Below are 24,890 nucleotides of genomic sequence, written 5' to 3' on the forward strand. Positions count from 1 at the left end.
TTATTTTCTTCTTACATAATCCAGCTTAATGCGAATAAGATGCATATAATCTGCTCTGTGTTTGATTTGTCAATAATATCAACTAAATAGGTACTTTCTGATTCTTCTTTTTCTACATCAACTGAAGCTAACACTTTTTCACTTTTGGAGATATTAAAGTGCGGTCCATACCAATTACCAATAATTGAAAAGCCACTCCCCGTAATCTCGTAAATATCCCTCAATTCTTTTATATCTTTTCTGATTGTAATTTTATCATTATTTACAGAGATAACTATTCGGGGCAAATCAAACAAGCCAAAAGTATTTCTAATTCTTTCTATCTTTCCTATCTTTTCATGATTAGCGTTAATAACAGAATAGCATACCCGTGTAGGTAATGCTTTCGATTTCTCAAAGCTAATAATTTCTTTTCCATTTTCATCTGTTACATTTGGTTCATTAAAACTTTTGAAACTAATTCTCATTATTTTAAAACCTCCTTTATTTATAAAATATCATATTACATTTATTACCAAATCATAACACAAATACAGTGTTTTAGTAATATATTATATAAATTTTACATCTCTATATTTATACCTTTTAATTTTAGTATATACAGATGATATTACTCTGTGAATTAGCATATTCTTTATTCTAACTATTTCTTTATCTTCCCTAAAACTTTCAAGTCATATAGTCTAATTAAGAATTTACTCGATACGCCTTTGAGCTTATACATCCAAATTTTTAGTTTACTGTGCAAATAGTTAACATGATTTATATTATAGATACTATTTTAAATTTAATTTATTGCTAAGTAGTTACTTTATTTGTTTCTTTAGTAACTACTCGAGCTGAAACCTTTTCTGTTAAGTCTTCAGCTTCTGATATTATATTTAGTGATATCTTAGATACAAAAGAAAAAAGAGCAGTAAATTAGAATGAAAATTCTAATTTATTGCTCTTTAATTTATGCAAATTCACCTACTGTCTCAATACTAATTATTTATTTTTTCTCTTCATCATAAATATTCCAGCAATTGAAGTTAGTACTCCAATAACTCCTACAGCAGAAGATGATGTTCCTCCTGTGCTTGGTAACTTTCCGCCATTATTATCCGAACCATTTATATTGTTATTACCATTATTGCCTCCAGTTCCTGGCTTTGGAGTTTCAATTGGTTTTGGATCTGGTGTTACAACTGGTGGTTTCGGATCTGGTTTTTCTGGTGTTTTTATATCATTCATTTTGTTATTTAAGATTTCTATAATATTAGCAACCTCTTCCTTTGTACCTGAAATCAATGTATCTTTAGCCTTTTTAATTGCCTCTTGTAATGACTTCCAAGCATCTTTTTCATAATATTTTTCTTCAAGCTTTTCTGCTTCCACAATTAATTGCTTTAATTTTGATACATCTACTAATTTATTATCTATATCTCTTAAATCTTCTACTGCCTTATTAACTTCTTCCTTACTTGAATCAGATTTATTTAAAACAGCCTTTGCTTCTTCAACTACACTTATATAATCATTCCATGAATTTACAGTGTAATTTACTTGATCATGATTAGTTAAGTTTTTAATTTTTTCTTTTAATATTGTCAAATCAACTAATGATTTTACCTTTTCATCTGTTTTCGCTATTACTAATTGAATGTCTGCATCAGTTGCTTTAACATCATTTAATATTTCAATAGCTTCCTTAATAATAAGTTCATAAGCACTCCAAGATGATTTTGTATAAGAATCTTTATCTTTTTCATTAAATTCATTAATAATATTAATTAAAGATTTTCTACTTTCATCTAATGGAATTAAATTCTTAAATGCATTTCTTAATTCATTTATTAATGATGTTACTTCTTCTGTTGTTGCTAGTGGATTTGCTAGTAAAACCTCTCCTCTTGCTAATACATCATTAAATTTATTAAAGCTATCTTCTACAAATAATGTAGAATCTAATGCCTTATATTCTTCTACTGTTACTTTTAAATCCTTAATATAAACAAGACCTTTCTTATTAGACATTAAAGCATTAACTGCATTATCAATTTCATCTTGAGTTGCATCTTCTGCTTTAAATGTTTCTGTTGCTACATTATATGCATTTGTATATAACTCAAAACTTCCCTTTGTATAATCTTCCTTATTTTCCTCAATTACTTTGTACTCTCTTATTGCTTCTTCTAAGCCTATCTTTGAAACTTCATAAATTAGCTTTGCATCAGCCCATACAGCATGGTCATTAGAATCTGCTCCATTAGTTTCTGTAATAAGAGATACTGTTTCAGCTCCACGAATATCTACATTTACTGGAATAGATGTTTTGAACATTATACCATCTTTACGGAATACTTCCTTGCCATCTACTTTAACTACATAATTCACATTACCATTTCCACCTTGCTCCATGCCAATTCCTGCAATTGCTGTAAAGTTTGTAGCATTCTTACCCTTAACGTTAATCTTTACTTCTGAAGGTGCATGAGATCCAACTCCTTTTGTAAACGGAGTTTTTACTCCATCTATCCAAACTCCAAGTGGGCTACCGCATGTACAGAAATCCCTTTTATTTGAGCTGTATCCACTCTTATCCACTATCCAATTCATATCACTTACATGAATTTCATCAACAATATTAAATTGAATTTTATATTCCTTTTTTATACCAAATGAAGAAACTGCTTCAATTATTGCAACTGGATTTTCAATGGTTGGTTGTGTTATTTTTACATATACATTTTCAGCTGTTTTAATAGCCTCTACCTTTGGAAGTGCAATATCCTTTTTATTAATTAACTCATAATTGTAAGTTGTCCTTATAGGGTCAAACTCATCTAACTTAATGCCATCTAATGTAACTCCAGTAACCGGCATTGTTGAGTTTACATTTAATTTACTATTTTCCATTCTTTCTTTTACAAATTCATCTTCATTAGCAGCTTCAGTAGAAATAGGTGTAATTCTAAATGAATGTGTATAAGTTTGTCCCTTGTTTAGTATATATTCCCCTAAAGGTCCAGGTCCACAACTTGCATTACCAAGACCTCTTTGTGCATAATCTACTGTTAAAACTGTATCTTCAATAGTTGGCACTTGGAATGGATGTCCAAAACTCTTCCATACATTATTTATATCTTCTGCCCTATAATGTAATGCACTTGTTTCCATCTTATCAGCAGCAACTACCATTATACCTTTTCCATTTTCTCCATTTGTTAAAGCTGTCCATCTAACATCTGTTTTATTTCCATTCTCTTGAGGTCTAGTATATTTACTAGAAAAAGCATTTGTAACTGTATCTTTATAAATACCAAGCTTAGCACCTGTTTTTCTATCTATATAGTTTTCTTGAGGCCCTCTTCCATAATACACTAGATTTTCATATCCTTTAGGAACAACCATCTTCATACCAATTCTTGCAATTTCTCCAACAGAACTTGAGTTTGAAGGGGTAAAGCTATTACTTACTACTATATCACCATTTGCATAAATCATATAATCAATGCTATTCGGAGAGTCTATACCTTCAATATTTCCATCTATACGTACTGATACTGCTTTTTCCTTAGCGTCTATTGTATAATTTTCAACTTTAAAATTATCTGCTGCATTTTTCATACTATCAGTAAAATCAGGATCATTACTTACTCTTGCTCTCCAATAATTTGGCTTTGGACCTTCTTTTAGTAGTACATCTCCATTAACAACATAGTTTGTTATATAACCGGTTGTTTTATCAATTGTAACCGAAAAGGATTCTTTATCTTTTCCACCAGTAATAACTGTTTCTTTTTCTGTTTCTTCTACATTTATTGGATTATAATCACTTACATCAATAGCAGGACGTGCTACTTCAGGTGTATAATTTAATGTCAATTGCTCAAATGCTACTTCATCTCCCTTATGACCATAATAATCTCCAGCCCAAGGTTTATCTTCTTTTAATGTAACATTAAATTCTAATGTATAATCAGAACCTTCTATTACTTTAATTTCTGGTAATTTTAATTGAATTGTTTTTTCCTCACCAGCTAAAATATTTTTTTCTTCTTCTGAAAGCTTTCCTTCTGCCTCAATGCCATTATCTGTTAATAGCTTCCAATTAACATCATATTCATTTAAATTTGAATTTAAAAACTCATTTACAATTCTTACTTTTCCATTCTTTGCTTCTCCATCATCATAAAAAGATACCTCTTGATGTACCTTTTTAACTTCATATAATTCAGCTGATGGAGTCCTGTCCGCATTCATTAGACCATTTCCACAAAAATCATTATCAGTAACCTTTTCTCCCCAGTCACCACCATATCCAAAGAAATACTCTCCCTCTGGATAGTTAGTTGATTCTTTTCTAACTTCATTATCTGCAAAACTCATAGAATATACTATATTTTCCTTTGGAGCTTTATAATTTTCACTAATTTCTTTTTCTGTAAGTGCTTTATTTAAAACTTGTACACTATCAATTAAACCATTGAAAACACGACCATTATATTCTGGATCATCCCCAATTCCAATATTATAACTTTTGCTATCCACTGGATTTTGCTTTGAAATATTCTTTTCTCCAGCTTTCTTTCCATCTATATATATAGAATATTTACCATTTGCGTATGTCCCAACAATATTAGTCCATTTACCTATATTTTCTTTTGGGAAATCAACTGTTAGTGTTCCAGCACTCCAACCATCTACAAAAAATTCAATTTTATTGCCAGATTTGCTAACTTTCAAATTGTAACCACTATCGCCTTTTGAAATAATTGCCTGATCGCTTCCTGTCATTCCATCAAGCTTTACCCATGCAGATAAAGTTAATTCGTTGCTATTAGCATTTACACTTGGAACAAAAGCTCTTCCCTTTAATGCTTTTCCACCTTCTTCTCTACCTTCTTCTAAAGTTCCCTTTACTTCAGATTCAGAGCCATTAGAATTTTTCAAATAATATTTTGTAACATTTTCGATTTTTGTTGAAATAGATTGGTCAATCCAATCCCAAATAAATCCACCTTGCGCATTTTCATAATTCCTAAATACATCCCAGTATTCTTTAAAGTTACCAAGAGCATTTCCCATTGCATGTGCATATTCAGATTGAATATATGGTGCCTTATTTGCAGTATTCGTTACGTGACCAAGTACTCCTGATACTGACCAATATTGAGATGAGTAAATATCTACTATAGATTTTTCAGGACTTCCTTTAGTATAACGATTATCTCTTTCATATTTTCTCAATCTTGATGGATCTCTCTTTAAAATCCATTGTGTAGAATTATAGAAAGGATAATTTTCATCCATAGGATAGGTTTTATAAGTTGCTTCATTTCCCAATGACCAAATAACAACAGATGGATGGTTTTTATCTCTTTCTACCATATTTATTGTTCTGTCCATAACTGAATTATTCCACTCAGCCTCAGCAGATGGAATTCCTGCCTCTGTTGCACCCTTATGAGATTCAATATTTGCTTCATCACATATATATAATCCTAATTCATCTGCCAATGCATAAGTATATGGATTATTTGGATAGTGTGAAGTTCTAATTGCGTTTACATTAAATTGCTTCATTATTGCTAAATCTTCTTTAATATCATCTTTTGTAATAGCACGTCCATCAATAAGATCTGACTCATGTCTATTTACTCCTCTAAACATTATCTTTTTCCCATTGATTTGTGCTTGTTCTTGACCTGCCTCATTTATATCTACTTTATCGATTTTTCTAAATCCTACCCTTTGACATGCTACTTCAATTATATTTCCCTCCTCATCTTCTAATTGAATTAATAGCCTATAAAGATTTGGTGTATCAGCAAACCACTTTTTAGGATTTACAACTTCTTTAGAACCTGTTCCTCTTTGTCCTGTATCTTCTGAACCTTCTTCAACTGTTGATTTTCCTGCATTTACTTTTACGTCAAAAGAAAGTGGTTCATTCCAAAGCTTTGTATCACTATCTATCTCATATAAATCAGCCTTTACTGTGTACTTACCTGACTTTTCTGGATTTAAACTCCTTATATCTGCATCTAATGTAATCACTGCATCTTTATACTCTTCATCTAAATCTGTTTTTACAAAAATATCACGTATTTCAACATCTGCTTTTGAATATAAAAATACATCTCTAAATATACCACTTAAACGGATAAAATCCTGATTTTCTAAGTAACTTCCTGTTGACCATCTATAAACTTCAACTGCAATTGTATTTTCTCCTGGTTTAAGATATTTAGTAATATTAAATTCATCAGCAGTATAACTATCCTCTGCATAACCAACTCTTTCTCCGTTAACATATAAATAAAAAGCTGATTCTACCCCCTGAAAAGATACAAAAGTTTCTCTTCCATCCCAATCTTCAGGTAAAGTAAAGCTTCTTTTATATTGTCCAACACTATTCTTTACTGTTGGTGCAACAGGCTTATTTGTTCCATTTGTATTATAATTTACATTTTCGTAATTTGCCCATGGGTAAGTTTGATTTGTATAAATTGGTTTATCATATTTAAAGTTCCCATTTCCATCTCTTTGAGTTTGAATATTACTTGGAACCTCTATTTTATCCCAATCCTTTGTATCCCAATTTTCTTCATAATCTTTAGCTCCACTTCCCCTTGAACCGTTTTCACGATCTGCAGGTTTTTCAGCCCATTTAAAATCCCATGTTCCATTTAAAGTTTTATACCACTTAGAATTTGTTTCATCAATATCATCTAATACTGACTTTTCACTTCCTAATGCTTTTTCAGCTGTCTCATACGGAAAAAACATAGATCTTGCAGCTTCACGATTTACTTTAACAGTACTAATTTGATCATACCATTCTTCTCCAGCAAATTGAGAGTCTGCTGCAAATGCAATTGTTACTCCATTTAAATCAACTAAAGATAATACTATTGTACTTGCCAATACTAATGAAATAATACTATTTCTTATTTTCATATTTCCCCCCAAAATTCTCACTTTATTTTTATTAAGTTGTTTATATAACTTTAATTCTGTTACCAACTCCCCCAGTCTTTTTTTGTAAACGTTTGATGAGAAATCATCTACTATAAAATCAAATAGGATATTTTGTATTTCATCTTTAATTATACCATTTTTTACCAATTTATTCAAAGCAATTACTTTAATCTTTATGTAATTTATACAAATTTTATTCTGAAAACTTCATAAAAAAGTCGATATATATAGGTTCACTTATTCCGTCGCTTTGCTCCAAGTCATCGCAAACCTATATATATCGACTTGAAAACTGAATGATGGAAATTATAAAAAGTTATTCATAGGGTAAGCTTTCTATAATTTCCTAAAGAATAAAAAAAGGTCAGCAGTTTTGCTGACCTTTTGCTTTATAATTTATCCTAACACAATATTTTCAATAGTTCTTTAACTTCGATTATTTCTTTAGGCTTGCTTTTTGTTTTTATCAATTACTTTATTTTTAAATTTTATGTTATTTACTTCATTATTAACAAATTTCATAAAAATATAATCTTTAAAATCTTCTCCATTTTCACATGAATCTCTTATTGCATTAATTACCTCCAAGAAACATTTATGAACATAACGCAATGACTTCCTAGATATAATAATCTTATCATTTTCAGGCTCATAAGCTACATCTTTATTTTCACTAATTACTATATTAAATGTTCCTATTTTTCCACTATGAAATACGATTAGTTCTTTAACTAAATCAAATACATTCCTTTCACCATCATTTAGCTCTTCCACTGATATTTCTCTATAACTTAACTTATATGAATCAGCAAATATGTTCTTTTTCATTAATTCATCATCATCTTTAATATATTTATAGTATTTTTCATTTAGTATTATTAATTTGATTTTATCTATCTTAGATAAATCACTATATAGTCCGTAATATTTTTGACGATCTGGTTTTGTGAAAAATACTAATTTAAAATTATTATTCAAAGCATAACGTACTGTTTTTATTATTGTCTCCTTATATATAAGTTCCCCTCGCATACTTCCATGTTTTGACGTCAATAATCTATCTAAGTACTTATCCTGAACTACCTTGCCCTTAATTGTCTTTATTATCTGTTGCAAACTACTACTGTAAACTTCTTTACTAATATTTTTCCTTTCTCTAATAAGATTTTTCTTTAGAATCCTATCTTCTAATAAAATATTATATGAAAATAGTAGCTTACTATCCTTTGCAATTTTCATACCATTTAAATAAATTGTTCCATTATTAACTTTAGAATCTTCTAATATTACCTCTCCATATTCTGTGAATTCTATAACGTTATAGTGTCCATATCTATATTTTAAAAAATTATACTTAGCCTTATTTATAATATATTTACTACATTCACTTAAAATGATTTGTGTTCCTTTAACACTTCTATTGTTAGCATATACTTCTATAAAAAGAGATACCTCTTTTACTAGATTACATTTACTTTTATATATAGGCTTAAATATATATTGGCTTGTAATAATTTCAATATTTATATTTCTTGTTGTCAAAACAGCTATAGCATCCTTTAAACCAATTCCAAACTTTCCTATTTTACCTTTCTTTATTGACTTCTTTCCTTCATTCATAAGAAAATTATCAGGTATTATTTCATTCCCATAGTTTGTAATACTCCAAGTATCCTTAGAAATTTCTTCAATGAGTATATCTTTATCTCCAGTTTCCGTTTCATCAATTGCATTTGCAATCAGCTCTTTAACAGCCAAAACTTCGTTCCAGTCAGATAAGTATGATTGTCCAATATTTAAATCTATATCACCTATATACCTCATAAAACTTTCCTTTATATTACTATTAATAATAATATATTACTTATTACTTTCTTTGGTTACATTTTATATAATATAAACATCATTAAATATGCTAATTCAATATAACTAAATAGCTATAAAAAGCATTATAAAATAACTACCATTTTCATATCTCTTTACATATAAATTAATATTTATATTAGCAATTCTCACAATAATCACTAACCCATTAAGAAACACAAAATAATCGATGTCTGTGATATATTTTTAATGGCTCGAAGGATAAGTTTTAAAATTAACTATTCGGTAAATGTCAAAATGCCATGTTATCATCTCCTACAACTTTCATATATGTAGAAGATGAATTTATAAAAATAATATATTTTAGCTTTTTTAAAAACTAATGTGTAAATAAGGATAAGCAAAAGGATGCCCACTGGACACCCTTTAAAGTTGTATTATATTAATTACTAATATATTTATTTAGATCTTCAATTGAATTCATCTCAAAGATTTCAATTGCAATTGTATCTATAACAGATTCATCTAACTGTAATAATTTTTCCCTATAATAATCTGGTATATTATTAAATTTTTTGGAAAGTAGTTTTATAACAATTTCTACTTTTCCTTTTTCTATTCCCTTTTCTATTCCTTCCTTAAGTCCCTTATTTTCTGCTTTTTCTTTCATTTCTTTTATAAGATTAGAATTGTTAGCAACCACTTTAATAATCTCCTCCTTATTTGCTAGTAAAACTTCTTTTGAGCTCTTTGCAATTGTATCTTCTGTAGTTTGTGTTATCCAATGTATTAATGCTTTACGTTCCCTGTTAGAAATTTTATCAAAGGTTAGAGCAATAAGTTTTATTCTCTCTAAAAATTCTTCTTCATTTACTTTTTGATCTAGTAAAAATATAGCACCAGTTATATTTTTAAAATTAAGTAACTGTTCTTTCGAATAACCATTATTAACGTCTATTAAATCATATGTAAAATCAATTAATCCTTTAGAAAACATTTCTTCCTTAGATATCATCTTTCTAAAAGTTATCTTAGCATCCCATGGTCTTTTACCATTGTATAATACAATTGGAACTACTGCTGGAACACTTATATTTTTCTTTTTATCTTTAATTACTTTAGGATCAATTTCTCGTCTTAATATTTCACTTATATAGAAAAACAATCTTATAGGCATACTGTAATCTACAGTAGATTGAAATTCAAGCAAAGTAAAAAATATAACCTCTTCATCTTCAATTTTTGCTCTATAAACTATATCTGATTCTTTGTCATGATAGTTGGGCAATATGTATGACTTATCTACTAATATTAAATCTTCTGGTTTTATCTCACTTGCCCAAGAAAATTTCAATGTATCCTTAACAAGATTTATAAAAACATCTTTATTAGAATACAAATCTTTGTAGCCTTTATCATGAATGTTATTCATATTTTTTCTCAACTTTACACCTCTATTATAATAAAGTAAACTGTAAAAATCCACCTTATATTTTTAGCTGCAACTATATTAATATTATACCCCTTCGTAAAATTTATATGCGAACTTACGTTCTAATAATTCTTATTTTTTTTATACTCATATAGATTTTTTGAATAAATACTGTCATATATTTTTTATTAGTTTATCATCATTTACGATTATATTATTTAAGACTGTAATTAGTCATTTTCTGCTTTTACTTATGTCTTTATTTACTAGTATAGGCTTTCCACTTAACCTTATTGCTTCTTTCCAATCTGATACTTCAACATCAATTTAAAGCATGGCCAAAAATAAAAAAGGTCAGCGATTTTGCTAACCTTTTGCTTTATTATTTTATCTAAATATTGCGAAATACACCACCTTCTATAAGGTTGTGATGGATAGCAATAAATTATAATCATTCGATATGGTTATAATTTGCTTAACTTTAGTAAATACTATAATTGAAAGGAAGTGATAAATTTGCAGATGGCTTTCAAATATAGGATATATCCAAATAAAGAACAAACTATAATGCTAAATAAAACCTTCGGGTGTAATAGATATATTTTTAATTATTTCTTAAACCATAAAATTGAAGAATATAAAGAAACTAAAAAATCAGTTTCTTATAAAGAATGTTCAAGCTTATTAACTAGCCTAAAGTCTAGTTATGAATGGCTTAAAGAAATAGATAGTATATCATTGCAACAAACCTTAAGAGATTTAGATAGGGCATATAAGAATTTCTTTAAAGGTTACGGATTTCCTAAATTTAAAAGTAAGCGCAATCACTTTCATAGTTATAGAACTCAAATGGTTAATAGCAATATTGAGATAGTAGATAATAAAATCAAACTTCCAAAGGTAGGTACAGTAAGTATTAAGTACCATAGACAACATAAAGGTAGAATTCTAAATGCTACTATAAGTAAGACTAATACAAATAAATTCTATGTTTCCCTATGTTGTGAAGTTGATGAAATTAAAAAACTTCCAAAGCTTAATACTGCTATTGGTTTAGATGTAGGAATAAAATCATTTTGTGTTACTTCCAATAGTGAAGTAATTGATAATCCTAAATTTCTTAATAAATATTATAAAAAACTTATTAAAGCTCAAAGGAGATTATCAAGCAAAACTAAAGGTAGTAGTAATTATTATAAAGCTAGAATTAAGTTAGCTAAGATCCATGAGAAAATAGCTAACTGTAGAAATAACTTTCTTCATAAGTTAAGTTCAAGACTAATTGACGAAAACCAAGTAATATGTCTTGAAAATCTTAAAGTAGAAAGTATGCTTAAAAACAATAAATTATCAAAATTAATTAGTGATGCAAGCTGGTATAAACTTAGACAATTCCTAGAATATAAAGCTAACTGGTATGGTAGGGAAATATCAATAATAGATACTTACTACCCATCAAGTCAAATATGCTCTAAATGTGGATTCAAAAATGAAGATACTAAGAATCTAAATGTTAGAACATGGAAATGTCCAAGTTGTCATTATACACACAATGACAGAGATATAAATGCTGCATTAAATATATTAAAAATAGGATTGGAACAATCCAAATTCAAGCCTGTGGAGATAGTAGGTTACGAGGTCTTTGAAACAGGAAGCTCACACTTCTATAAGTGCGAGTAGTTCACAAAATGATAGTTCATATGGAGATTACTTTATCACTAAATATTCATATATAAAGTATTTACATTATCTAATAACTCCTTAACTTCGATTCTTTCTTTAGAATTAATTAAACCATTGATAAAGCTTTCATTTTCTATTAGCTTCATTATTTGAGTTATTAATTTGATATGATTTTCGTTATTTACACTAGCAATAGTAATAAAAATTCGTACATTGTTATGTTCTCCTAAAGTAATTGGATTTTTAAATGTATTTATAGTTACTCCAAAGTTATTAACGTATTTATCTGGTTTAGCATGTGGTATTGCAATTCCATCATCAACAACTATATAAGCTCCTAGTTTTTCAACATTTTCTATCATTGCATCTATATACTCTTTACTTATGTCTTTATTTATTAATAGAGGCTTTGCACTTAACCTTATTGCTTCCTTCCAATCTGATACTTCTAAGTTTAGTTGTATGTTTTCTAAAGGAATAAATTGATTTAAATTACTGAAGTCTTCTCTTACACCTTTTATATAATTACTTAATTCAACTTTCAATTTGGCATATTCAACTATCTCAGAATATTTCTCAACTATTTCAATAATCCCATCTACTGAAGGTATTGATTCTTCAACTATTCTTTTAGGAAATATATTTTTAAATCTATCTAAATCTCTATTAAATAATATTGGTGAGATCTTTACTACTGGCACTTCAATATTATCATCTAAATTAATTGTAGAAATTATATAATCTATATTATTATTACTTAAATATTTGTTTATTCCATGAATAGAAGTTACAGCTACAATATTAACATTGAAATGATCTCTAATCTTTGCTTCTAGTAATCTACCTGTTGCAAATCCAGCAGAACAAACTATTAAAACATTTTTAATCTTTTCTTCATCTTCTTTTTTAACTTGTTCTATTGCAGCCACTATATACATTACTAAATATCCTATCTCATCTATAGATAATTTACACTGAAACTTATCTTCAATAAATTTAGATGATTCTTTAACTATTTGAAATTCCTTTGCATAATTACTTTGAATAGTATCTATTATAGGATTTGTACTTAAAATATTATATTTTAATCTAAAAATAAGACTCTTCATATGATTTATTAAGCTTTCAAGTAAACTATTATCCATTTTAAATTCTTTATCTAAAGCAATTCTTACATTTTTAATTAACCTATCAGTAATATGGCAAGCATTAAAATAATCTGCCGATTCAAATAAATTCTTTTTATTCTTACTTCCAGACAGAATCTTACTAGTAATTAAGTTAATTTCATTATCATTTAATACTACTCCATATTTATCATTAAGATTTTCTGATAATTTCTTAGCTGCTTTATATTCATTTTGATAAACTTTATTAAAATCAACTTGCAATTCATCTATTATTTCATCATTTTTATAAGATCTATTTACAATAACAAATATTACAATAACTAAATTTGTATAATCTTCCTCAGAAAAAACTCCAACCTCTTCTTCAAGACCACTAATAAGTTCTTTTATATAATCAAGATTATCTATACTTATATCAAACCTAGTTAAGTTATCATAAATATTTTTACTATTATTATTATAAATTTTTTCTAGTGTAGTATTAATATTGTACTTATTGCTATCTATTAATAAATCTGTCATGGCTATTCTAATATTGCTTTCTTTACCCTGAATTTTAAAGCCCTTATTGGACACCTTAATTATTTTAATATAATATTCTTCAAGCCAAAGCTTTACTTTTTTTATATCTGAAAATAAAGTAGTTTTGCTTATTAATAACTTGTCCTGCAATACTTTATAATTACATTCTCCTTTAGAGCTTAATAATTCATATAACAAAATTGCTACTCTTTCTTCTGTAGAATAAATGTAATTACTTAAATTAATATTATTTAGATGATTTCTTAAAACTTCCTTTTCCTCTTTTGATAAAGAAAACCTTAAAGGTGAATTAGGCTTCTTATCTATTTCCTTAAAATTTATCCCTCTTAAGAAGCTATTTATTTCATCAATATCATATCTAATCATTCTATTAGAAATAGAAAATCTATTTGCTAAATCATCTACCTTTATATCATTATTAGAGTTTAGAAATAAATTTAAAATTTCCACACACCTTGTATTCACTGAATCTCCTCCAAAATGCCTAAGGCAAGGCTAATTTGCCTTGCTTAAGCATTGTTATTTATCTATACAGATTCACCATCATCGGTAACATTGTTTATTACTTTTGTTTTAGTTTTCATAAAGCTTGGAACTATAACTGCAATTATTAATACTGCTAATAAAGCAATTACCCCAATAGAACCTAACCATGTGTATAACTTACCTATAGTAATTCCTATTACACCAAAGTCAAAGTCTCCAAATGTAGTGTTTTGGAATCCTAACTGTCCAAGTACTGGAAGTAATAATGCTGGAATAAATGTAATTAATAATCCATTTACAAAAGCTCCAACTACAGCACCTCTCTTACCACCTGTTGCATTACCATATATACCTGCTGTTGCTCCACAGAAGAAATGAGGTACAAGACCTGGAATAATTAAAACTCCACCTGCTACTCCTAAAAGTAACATTCCAATTACTCCACCTATAAAACTAGCTACAAAACCAATAACTACTGCTGTTGGTGCATATGTGAAGAATACTGCACAGTCAACTGCTGGAATTGCATCTGGTATAACCTTTGTTGCAATACCTTGGAATGCTGGTAATAAGTCTCCTAAAATCATTCTAACACCTGCATAAACTATTGTAACCCCTACTGCAAATTTCATTGCTGACATAAGTGCAAATAAAATCATATTTTGACCACCAGATAAAGTAGTAACAAATTCAGAGCCTGAAGCTATAGCTGCAACTAAATAGAAAACCATCATTGTTAAAGCTGTTGATATTGTAGTATCTCTTAAGAAGCTCCATTTTTCAGGTATATCCATTTTTTCTGTACTATTTTCTGGCTTACCTACTTTTCCACCTATCCAAGCAGAAATATAATAAGCTAAGCTACCAAAGTGACCCATTGCAACCTCATCACCATCTGTAACCTTTAAAGTATATTTTTGACCTACTGCTGGGAAAATTGAACTTACTAAACCTAAGAATGCTCCACCTATTAATATTAATGTCCATCCTTCAAATCCAGCAGTTTGTAATACTGCAGATAATAAACATGCCATAAAGAAACTATGATGACCAGTTAAGAATATATATTTAAACTTAGTAAATCTAGCTATTAAAAGGTTTACAATTAATCCTGTAATAAGTATTGACATAGTTTCAACACCAAGAACTTTTTGAGCCACTGAAACTATAGCCTCATTATTTGGTATAACTCCACTAATATTAAATCCCTTTTGAATCATTTCTCCTAGTGGATTTAAGTTAGATACGATAAAATCTGCCCCAGCACCTAACATTAAATAACCAAGTATAGGTTTTAATGTTCCTGTCATAACTTTGTGAGCTGGTTTTCTTAAAGCTATTAAACCTACAAATGCCATTAAACCCATTAATAATGCTGGTTCTTTTAAAATATCTTTAAAAAATGATAATATAATTTCCATAATAAACTCACTCCCTTAATAAATTATTTATTTAATTCTTCATATTTATTCTTTATCTTATCAAGTACGTCTTCTTTAATTTTCTTTTTATTAATGTAACTTCTAACAATAAGTGTTTTATCTTTATTAAAATTTGGTGCAAGTTCTTTTACAGTAATAAATAAGTCACAATTTTTTCCTCCTGCTGCACCTACATCACAAGATTCTACTTCTGCTTTTATCCCCTCCTCATCACATATTTCTTGTATTTTCATAGCTAACATCAAACTGCTTCCTATCCCATTTCCACAAACAGTAATTATCTTCATAAAAAATACCTCCTTTTATTTGTTCTTCATATAAGTTTCAATAATTAAATTTCTAAGATCTATATTAGTTTTACAATTATCAACTTTATTTATTAAATCTTCATCATCTAAAATATTAGTTAAATCTTTAAGTAGTTCTATATGAACTTTACTTTCAGAAGCACATAATGCTATAACTAGCTTAACAGGATCAAAATCCTCACTACCAAAATTAACTGGTTTTTCAAGAGATATAATTGCTATTCCAATATCCTTTACTCCAGCCTCTGGTCTTGCATGAGGCATAGCTATACCTGGTGCCATAACAATGTAAGGTCCCATAGATTCCACAGTTTTAACCATAGCATCTATATATGACTTTTCTACTTTATTATTTATATATAAAAGTTCACCAGCTTCCCTTACTGCATCTTCCCAATTACTAGCTTTAATATTAACTTTAACTAAATCTTCTGTTAACAGCTCTCTTATCATGTCTTTTACCTCTCTACTATAAAATTGAAAAACCTAAACTATTTGCATCTTTAAAAAAGTCCTTTACTGTATCTATTGAATATTCAGTTAAATCCTTTCCTAATAAATTTGATTTATTTAAAATGCTATTTTGAACTGTGATAATATGACATCCTAAATTGTCTGCTTCAATGATATTGTATAACTCTCTACAGCTTGCCCATAATATTTCAACATTTGGATAATCCTTTGCTAGGTTAATAGCTTCACTAATAATACTGCTTGGATTTACCCCTGCATCGGCAATTCTTCCTGCGAAAATTGATATTATTGCTGTACTATCTTTTTCTAAACAATCTAAAACTTCCTTTACTTGCTTAGTAGTAAAAATTGCAGTAATGTTTAACTTAACTTTATCTTTTGATAGTTCTTTTATTATATCTCCATTAAAATCACCCTTAGTATTTACAACAGGAATTTTTACATAAACGTTTTCACCCCAGATGTAAAGTTCCCTTGCTTCATTAATAATAGATTCTTTATCATCACTAAATACTTCAAAAGATATTGGCATATCTTTAATATTACTTAAAACATCTTTTCCAAACTCTTTATAATCTTTAATTCCTGCAGCTTTCATTAAGGATGGATTAGTAGTAAAACCACTAACAATTCCCTTATTATACTCATTTAACATAGAATTTAAATCAGCTCCATCTGCATAAATCTTAACCTTTAAATCTTTAATCATTTTGCTCTCCCCCTTTATTGTTCTTCTTAATACAATGATATATTTAATTTATGAATTAAAGAATATCTATTTCTTTCCCTTTAATTAGGAAATAAAAAATGGACATATGTAAGTTTACTTATTCCGTAACTTTGCTCCAAGTTAACGTAAACTTACATATCTCCATATAGAAACTGAAGGTAAGGAAAGTATAAAGTGAATCTACTTTTCAACATTCAATTATTGAAAGCCTTATATAATCATATTTTTAAAACTTTATACTTTTATAGATAATAAAAAAAGATGTTAAATTGAAATATCTTTGAAGCATTAGATATTTTTCTAACGTTTCAAGTTGAGATCAATTTGACACCCTTTTTCCTATATATTAGTTATAGCAGCAATTCTTACAGAATTATTTATATGAATTAATTTTAAAATATTAAATAGAAAGATCATGCTTATTATTAAACAATAAATAGTTTATAAAAAAATAATATTATTTATATCTACTTTTTTTATTAAAACTAGTTCAAAAAATAACTCTATATGATAACCTATATAACTTTAATTTTATTAATTATTCAACTGTAGTTTTAATTCATTTATTGAACTATTAATTGTGTCTACTTCATTTTGTTTATCTTCTAATATACTAGTATTTTCTTTGATTTCAGAATTAAGATCATTAACCTCTGTTGAACCTACTTTTCCTATACTTCCTAGTGAATTTCCTATTCCTATTGCAATAAATACAGCTATTATCTCTTTATAGTAATTTTTGAAAAAGGTTCTTATTTTTTTCTTCTTCGGTTTAAAATCTTGTCCAACAATAGTTTGATCAACATAATTATTAGTCTTTTCTTCTAATGTAACCCCCAAATCAAATTCCTCCTTTTAATAGCATTTTGAACAAGCACTATAACCTTTAGATATGGCACTTTCAAGGGTAGCTTGCCTAGCTTTTGCAGGATTCATATTCCCACAATTACTTATTGAATGATATTTTTTACCGGTTGCTGGTAACCAAACCATCTGCCCAATAGGTGTTTCTGATACTACATTATTTCCACCACCACCATTGGCAACAGTATTATTGTTATTTTGCTCCTGCTGAGCAATTCTCTTAGCCTCTTCTTGAGCCTTTCTTTCAGCTTCTTCCTTCTCTTTTCTCTCTTTGGCCTCTTTAGCCTTTCTCTCTGTCTCTTCCTTTGCTAACTTATCTTTCTCTTCTTTCTGAGCCTGAAGCTTTTTTTCTTCTGATTTATTATCTCCAATCGTCTTATCAAGCTCTACAATCTGTTCTCCTATTTGCTCATTTTTTATAAGTAAATTATTGTATTCTTCTTTTGGCATATTACTTGTTCCAACAAAAATTCCTAATACAAAAGCTACTGAAAAGCAAATAATTAATCTCTTACTTTTTAAAATTAATCCTTTTATATTCATCCTCCCCCTCCTATATAAAATAACAATTCCATTTTATCACATTTTATAGAATTCTATCATATTTTGATGCTTTAAATAAGAAAAAGAGGAATTATTTCTCAATTAATTCCTCTTTCTCTAAAATCCAGATATTTTAAATTTTAGTTATAATTAATAAATACTCTTTTAAAAACCACATTTACAAAATTCTATAAAAGGTGTGTTAAACATAGTTTTTTAATAGTACTGATAAAATAAAGGCAATTCAAATAGATAAAAACTTTCTCTATATTTCAGGTAATCTAACTATATCTGAAAAGACAGGTTTAAGTATATAAATTGTAGAAAATCTAAGAATTAGTAATATTTAATGTTAGATTATAAATAGATTATTAAATAGGTAATCGATTTTAAAATCTAAATGTATTTATAACTTGCGAAAATTAAAAATTATAAGTTATATTTTTGATTTAATAAATCTAACTAATTATGATAGATATCATTATTTATATCATATGTATTTAATGATAATGGATATTGTAATTTAATTAGTATTACTTGACCAATTATTCTTGCAGCAAAATAACATATTATTGCATCTGCTACTGAAAATAAACGAGCCCTATTATTTATCATATTCACTTCATGCTTTGCTTTGTTATATAAAGTTATAAATTTAAATAATACTTCTATAAATGATTTATCGAATACATTCATTTTATTTACTTCATGAGCTGCTTTACCTAATGTTGAGTTAAAAAATCGTAAATTTCCACACATTTTAGTTTTAGAAAGAAATAATCTTAATACTGATTCTAAATGCATTCCACTATAATGAACTACATGCCTAGAATTTATTCTTATATCACAAATGTCTATCTCAGATCTTACATATTGCAGAGAACGAAAAAGCTTCCTTTCTTCATCTTCAGGAAAGGGAATAAATCTTGGATCAGATGGCATGCAATATCCACAAATGCCTCCAATTTTCCTATCTATTTCCCATAACTTTATTGTGTTATATCTTCTTTTTACTTGAAGATCTTTAATAAAATAGTTAATGAAACACTTCTAAAGAAAAAACTATAAGTTTTTTCTGCACTTATTCAACTTAAACATCTATAGTATCTATTATCACTGTTTTGCTTTGTGTGTAATCTCCTTACTAAATATCCAAGCTAGCCCCATTGTCCCTAAGCCACTTTTTTCTCTTTTCATAATCAGGCATTACCTTATCAATGGTATTCCAAAATTCTTCATTATGATTCTTACTTATAAGATGAGCAAGCTCGTGGACAACAATATACTCAATTATACTTAAAGGAGCCATTAAGCTCTTCCAGTGAAAATTAAGATTTCCTTCATCACTACATGAACCCCACCTGTTCTGCAACTCCATGATTCTTATATTTTTCGTTTTAACTCCCATTTGCTTTCTATACTTCTCAACTATTTGTTCTACTTTTTTCATGCCCTTTTCTTTATAGAAGACCTTAAATAATTCTCTACCTTCACTTATTTTAGTCTTTTTTAGATAGAATCGTCCCCTATAAAGCTTTAAGTCCTTATCAGTATTCTCAGTAACTTCAAGTCTATAGGATGAGCCAAGGTATAGAAAGCCTTGACCACTCCTAAACTGTCTATTTACTTTTGAGTTATTTAAATCTTCAAACTCTGATCTTTTAGTATATATCCAGTAAAGTTTATTTTCTAAAATTTTTTCAACATCTTCTATCGTAAAACTTTCAGGTACTATTAATTTTACCGCTCCACCCGCTTCAACTATAAGGCTTGGTATTTTTCTTTTTCTTCTTATTAGCTCATATTCTATGTCCTTGTAATTATTCATAACTTAACCACTTTCAAACTTATTAGTTTTTAAGCTTATCTTTTCTTACTTTTGCAAGGTTAAGAAGTTCTGTGGCTATAAGTTCTTCATTGTCTTCTAATTCCATAATATTAGAATCTAATAATATATTTCCTATTCCACCCTTTAATCTTGCAATTTCTGCATCACTTCCCCAGAAGTTTGTTCTATTTATTTCTAAGATTATAAGCTTAAATATTTCAATTACTATTCTTTTAAGGATTTCTTCATTATCTACAATGTCTACATTCTTAAATATCTTATTAATGAGCAAATCATAGAAGGGCGCTTCTTTTTCAGGATCTAATCCATTATTATCATTTCTTCCCGTTCTACCCTTTGCCATTTCATTGTAAAGGCCCTTCATTTCTTTAAATCTTGCTTCAACATCTTCTGAGTGTCTTTTTAGAATTTCTTTTAACTTTTCTAAAAAGCTTTCATATAAGGCGGGATCACTACTACTCTTTATAGATATTTCCTTCCTCATTGCATGTTCCATTTCACTAGCTTTTGCCTTGATATTTTCTTTATGATTTTCATCTAGCTTTTCTATAAACCCATCATCAAATAACTCCATTGGAGGTATAGAGTTGCTTATCCCCTGACTTTCTACATGTCTATTTATAAGCTCTTTTACTTTATCTCCAACTCCCATTAGATTTATACTATCATCTTTATACATGTGTCTAACTCTAGCTTGTATATGTCCAAAAACTCTCATGGCCATAGTGTACTTTACATCTATTCCTTGATTCATTAAAATATCTAAACTACTTAAATATCTCTTATAATAAACTTCAAACTCTGCTCTTATCTTTATATCCTCACATATATCAACACATTTATATAATACATCATATTGAGCTTTAGGATCAGTTATCTTATGAGTAATATAATCCTCTATTTCCTTTATACCTCTATCCTTGAACACATTAATAAGCCTATTATACCTATCTCTTAGTATTGGCATCTCTGAGTTAATATCTTCAATTACAGTAATTTCACTACCATCATCTTTATTGTCTCCTGTATATATATCTATAGCATCTCTTATTCGTTTTAAAATGCCAACATAATCTACTATATATCCAACTTCCTTATTAGCATTTGTTCTATTAACCCTTGTTATTGCTTGGAATAAGTTATGTTCACTCATTATTTTATCTAAATACATTACTTGTTCTATTGGAGCATCAAACCCTGTCAAAAGCCTATCGCATACTATTAAAATTCCTATCCCTGTATTTGCATCATTATAATCATAAGATTTTTTAAAGTTTTCAATAGAATTATTTTTCTTAGATTCCTTTGAAAGTCTTACCATATCTGCTGAATCATTAGTATCATCAGATATTGCTATAGCTGTCTTTAAAAACTTTAATCGTTTTATAAGTTCTTCATTGGGTACATATTCTTGCTCAAGCTCTACTATTTTTTCTTCAATAGCACTATCAATACGCTTTTTATATTTAACCGTTGCTATTTTAGATACACAAACTACCTGAGCCTTAAACCCATTTATTAATATTTCACTGGTATAATGATTTACTATATCCCTTGCTACCTCATTAATATGAGCATCACTTTCCAGAAAGTCTTTATAGTTTCCATACCTTTTATTAATCTCATTAATTTCCTTTTCAGTTTTATTCTTAAATATATCATCAAACTCTTCTTGAAATTCATCTTCCTTTATAATTGAGAGTTTATTTTTTCTTGGCACATATATAATTCTTAAAGTAGCTCCATCCTTAACAGAATCCTTTGCATTATATTCATCAATAAAACTTCCAAAGATATCTATGGTCTTTCTCTTATGTCTCTCTGTTATAAGGGGAGTTCCTGTAAATGCTACCTTTGTGGCATTGGGAAATGCCTTAATTAAGTTTCCTGCAAGTCCAAATATGTTATTTTGAGTTCTGTGAGATTCGTCTATTAAGATAAGAATTCTATTAGATGAATTTATAACCCCCAACTCTTCAATCTCTGGTAATAAATCCTCTTCCACTACTCCAGCATCTATTAAACTTTGTGCTAGCTTAGTTTGTTTTTTCTTATCTCCAAACTTATGCATCATAACAAGAGTTAAATCAGAGCTATCATCACTTAATTTTTCCTTTAGCTCCTTTGATTTTTCTATAAAGTTAACTTTCTCTCCTGTTAGCTTTGCCGTTTCACCTAATTGGTCCTCCAAGTCTGTTCTGTCATTAATCATTAATATCTTATAATCCTTTAGCTCATTCATAAACCTCATTTGACGAACTAAAAACACCATAGTTAAAGATTTACCAGACCCCTGAGTATGGAAGACAACTCCACTTCTTTGAAGATAAGTATCGCCTGTTAAAAGTCTATCTATGATATTTTGAACTGCTCTAAATTGTTGATATCTACAAACCACTTTTATATCAAGCTTCTTATTTATAGGCTTAAATATAGTAAAATGCTTAATTATTTTTAATAAATTCTCCTTATTAAGCATACCCTGAACTAAAATTTCTTGAGAACGAACTCTACCTAAAGGCGCTACAAAATCCTCATACTTCTTTGGATAAATACTCTTCCACTGAAGAAAATGATCATAATCTGAAGATATAGTACCTACTCTAGCATCATCTCCATAAGTAGAAATAACAAACTGATTAGTGTAAAACAACTGCCTTTTCCCTTCGTTATCCTCTTTCCCCTCTGTATTAATTCTTCTATTTTGATACCTTAACAACTGCCTTATTCCTTCTTCCATGGCATCACTATCTATCTCAGTAGGAATCTTACACTCTACAACAACTATAGGTATACCATTTACAAAAAGTACAATATCCGGAATTATAAATTTCTTAGCTCCTCCTGGTGTATTAATTCTAAATTGATTAATTGCAAGAAAGTGATTGTTGTCTGGATTTTCAAAATCTATTAAATTAACAAAAGGATTCTCCTGTCCTGTAACCTCATTTTTATCAAGCCTAGGTGGAGTTTCAACTAAAAGCTCTGCAATAACTTTATTAGCTTCAAGTAAACTTTCATAATTATCTTTAGTTAAAATATTATATATCTCATCTAATTGCTCATCAGTAATCCATTCTATCCCATCTTTAGTTTTATTGATTCTCTTAACATGTTCTTTAAACTCTTTTTTTATAATTATTTCATCAAAATTCTCTCTTAAACTTATACTAGGATCCATAGGTATTCCCTTTGGACCATAGTTTATGATTGTCCACTCTAAATTCTCTAGTTGATCTAAGAAAGGTTTTTCTACATATAAATATTCACTCATAAAATCCCCCATATTTAATATGTATGAGGTAACAGTTTTTTAATTAGCTATTACCTCATACTCTTATCTATTAATTATATTTTAACTCTTTTCTTCCCAGTAAGTAAATCTTCCATTAATCCACTTTTTAACTTTTGTAGCTTTTGTAGGTATTGCTCTTCTTTTTCTATAAGTTGATCTTGTTTGTATAAAATTTCACCTATAGATTTTTGCTCATCATAATTAGGTATTCCAATTTTATAACTTTCAAAAAAATCTTTTCCTATTCTTTGCTGTCCTGCTGATCCAACCATCAACCCAGCAGCTTTTATTCTTAATTTATTATACTTGCTATATTGATACACAAACATTATAGACTTTTTGTTTTTAGATCTTAAAACATGAAATTCAGTGCTTCCAAATCCCACTCCATTTGTTAATCCTACTGCAAGACCACCTTTTCCATTTTCTAAACACGGGGTTATTTTCGCAAACAAAATATCATTCTCATGAAAATTAGTATACCCCTTTTCAACTTCATACAGTTTCTTATCTGTCATATTAGTTACTTTTGCCTCTTCAGATGTATCCTCCATTGCAATAAATGAAACTATATCTTCTTTTAGCAACTTTTTTATATTTTTTTTAGGGTTGACTTCTACCAAAGTTGTAATATTTCCATTATCCCACTCCTTAGGTACCTCTCCTATACCTTCTATCCATTTAAATTCTGTTTCCTTTATCCATTTTCCATCTTTAATTCTTATTTTTCCCGTAAGTAAATCATCCATTAATCCTTTTTTTACTTTCTTGTATTTTTCAATGGTAAAAGTTGTTTTTTCTATATTTTGATCTAAGGTTGCTAAGACTTTAGCTATTTTTTGTTGTTGCTTATATTCTGGTATATTAATATAAATTTCAAATAAGTTCTTTTGGCTGATACCAGTAGCTGTTGTTCCAGTAGAATATTTATCTAACTCTTTTCTGAACATTGGACTCATTATATAATACATAAAATATTTATTATACACATCTTTAGTTGTTCTAAATGCAACAACTCTTTGGCTCAATATATATTTTTTATTATCTGGTATTAGCACCGTATTCCCTAATGGAGCTTCCATTGTCATAAGTACATCGCCCTTTTTTAAATTCCCTTTATTCATCCATTTATTATATAATTTCTCTGAACCATAATAAGTCGGTTGGCTAAAGTCAATTTTCCCCATTTTTACATTATTGGCCGATAATGCTGGAATATCGCCTCCGCCCCAATCCATATCAATTTTTTTGGGCGTTTTTCCTCTGAAATCAAACATTTTATCGAAACATTCATCAAACTTTACTCTCTTCATTTCTT

The 24,890-nt window shown here is 28.4% G+C and carries 16 protein-coding genes and 1 pseudogene; 1 reads left to right on the forward strand and 16 read right to left on the reverse strand.

The window, feature by feature from the left end:
* Positions 1-11: 11 nt before the first annotated feature.
* The 5 genes and pseudogenes from ACH36K_RS11345 to ACH36K_RS11365 all read right to left on the reverse strand — a co-directional run bounded on the left by ACH36K_RS11345 (position 12) and on the right by ACH36K_RS11365 (position 10,234).
* The gene (locus ACH36K_RS11345) at positions 12-467 is read right to left on the reverse strand and encodes a hypothetical protein (RefSeq protein WP_411167740.1); all 456 of its coding nucleotides are present in this window, start codon (positions 465-467) and stop codon (positions 12-14) included.
* A gap of 84 nt (positions 468-551) precedes the next feature.
* Positions 552-781, reverse strand: a pseudogene (locus tag ACH36K_RS11350) (IS1595 family transposase); the annotation flags it as partial.
* A 206-nt stretch (positions 782-987) separates the two neighbouring features.
* Positions 988-7,122, reverse strand: a complete 6,135-nt coding sequence (locus ACH36K_RS11355) for a glycoside hydrolase family 2 TIM barrel-domain containing protein (protein ID WP_411167741.1) — start codon at positions 7,120-7,122, stop codon at positions 988-990.
* A 288-nt stretch (positions 7,123-7,410) separates the two neighbouring features.
* The gene (locus ACH36K_RS11360; protein WP_411167742.1) at positions 7,411-8,790 is read right to left on the reverse strand and encodes a hypothetical protein; all 1,380 of its coding nucleotides are present in this window, start codon (positions 8,788-8,790) and stop codon (positions 7,411-7,413) included.
* Between the two features lie 442 nt (positions 8,791-9,232).
* Positions 9,233-10,234, reverse strand: a complete 1,002-nt coding sequence (locus ACH36K_RS11365) for an Rpn family recombination-promoting nuclease/putative transposase (protein WP_411167743.1) — start codon at positions 10,232-10,234, stop codon at positions 9,233-9,235.
* 510 nt (positions 10,235-10,744) lie between these two features.
* On the opposite strand from ACH36K_RS11365, the gene tnpB reads away from it, so the two are divergent.
* Positions 10,745-11,905: an IS200/IS605 family element RNA-guided endonuclease TnpB gene (gene tnpB / locus ACH36K_RS11370; RefSeq protein ID WP_411167744.1), complete on the forward strand. Its 1,161-nt coding sequence runs from the start codon at positions 10,745-10,747 to the stop codon at positions 11,903-11,905.
* Positions 11,906-11,943: 38 nt separating this feature from the next.
* Here the strand turns inward: tnpB and ACH36K_RS11375 are convergent, their stop codons facing one another.
* The 11 genes from ACH36K_RS11375 to ACH36K_RS11425 form a co-directional block, all read right to left on the reverse strand.
* Complete coding sequence (locus ACH36K_RS11375; RefSeq protein WP_411167745.1) at positions 11,944-14,046, reverse strand: BglG family transcription antiterminator; 2,103 nt, start codon at positions 14,044-14,046, stop codon at positions 11,944-11,946.
* Positions 14,047-14,108: 62 nt separating this feature from the next.
* The gene (locus tag ACH36K_RS11380; RefSeq protein WP_411167746.1) at positions 14,109-15,488 is read right to left on the reverse strand and encodes a PTS ascorbate transporter subunit IIC; all 1,380 of its coding nucleotides are present in this window, start codon (positions 15,486-15,488) and stop codon (positions 14,109-14,111) included.
* A gap of 23 nt (positions 15,489-15,511) precedes the next feature.
* Complete coding sequence (locus ACH36K_RS11385; RefSeq protein ID WP_411167747.1) at positions 15,512-15,796, reverse strand: PTS sugar transporter subunit IIB; 285 nt, start codon at positions 15,794-15,796, stop codon at positions 15,512-15,514.
* Between the two features lie 15 nt (positions 15,797-15,811).
* Positions 15,812-16,270, reverse strand: coding sequence for a PTS sugar transporter subunit IIA (locus ACH36K_RS11390; protein WP_411167748.1), 459 nt, complete (start codon positions 16,268-16,270; stop codon positions 15,812-15,814).
* 16 nt (positions 16,271-16,286) lie between these two features.
* Positions 16,287-17,000: a transaldolase gene (locus tag ACH36K_RS11395; RefSeq protein ID WP_411167749.1), complete on the reverse strand. Its 714-nt coding sequence runs from the start codon at positions 16,998-17,000 to the stop codon at positions 16,287-16,289.
* Positions 17,001-17,555: 555 nt separating this feature from the next.
* Positions 17,556-17,861 carry a hypothetical protein gene (locus ACH36K_RS11400; protein WP_411167750.1) on the reverse strand — a complete coding sequence of 102 codons (306 nt, stop codon included), beginning with the start codon at positions 17,859-17,861 and terminating at the stop codon, positions 17,556-17,558.
* A gap of 15 nt (positions 17,862-17,876) precedes the next feature.
* Complete coding sequence (locus tag ACH36K_RS11405; protein ID WP_411167751.1) at positions 17,877-18,428, reverse strand: hypothetical protein; 552 nt, start codon at positions 18,426-18,428, stop codon at positions 17,877-17,879.
* A gap of 462 nt (positions 18,429-18,890) precedes the next feature.
* Complete coding sequence (locus ACH36K_RS11410; RefSeq protein WP_411167752.1) at positions 18,891-19,370, reverse strand: hypothetical protein; 480 nt, start codon at positions 19,368-19,370, stop codon at positions 18,891-18,893.
* Between the two features lie 202 nt (positions 19,371-19,572).
* Positions 19,573-20,256, reverse strand: coding sequence for a M48 family metallopeptidase (locus ACH36K_RS11415; RefSeq protein ID WP_411167753.1), 684 nt, complete (start codon positions 20,254-20,256; stop codon positions 19,573-19,575).
* A gap of 22 nt (positions 20,257-20,278) precedes the next feature.
* Positions 20,279-23,551 carry a type I restriction endonuclease subunit R gene (locus ACH36K_RS11420; RefSeq protein ID WP_411167754.1) on the reverse strand — a complete coding sequence of 1,091 codons (3,273 nt, stop codon included), beginning with the start codon at positions 23,549-23,551 and terminating at the stop codon, positions 20,279-20,281.
* Positions 23,552-23,625: 74 nt separating this feature from the next.
* Entirely contained in the window at positions 23,626-24,885 is a 1,260-nt protein-coding gene (locus tag ACH36K_RS11425) for a restriction endonuclease subunit S (RefSeq protein WP_411167755.1), read from the reverse strand.
* Positions 24,886-24,890 lie beyond the last annotated feature (5 nt).

The sequence above is a fragment of the Clostridium sp. MB05 genome, assembly GCF_046581255.1.
Lineage (GTDB): Bacteria > Bacillota > Clostridia > Clostridiales > Clostridiaceae > Clostridium.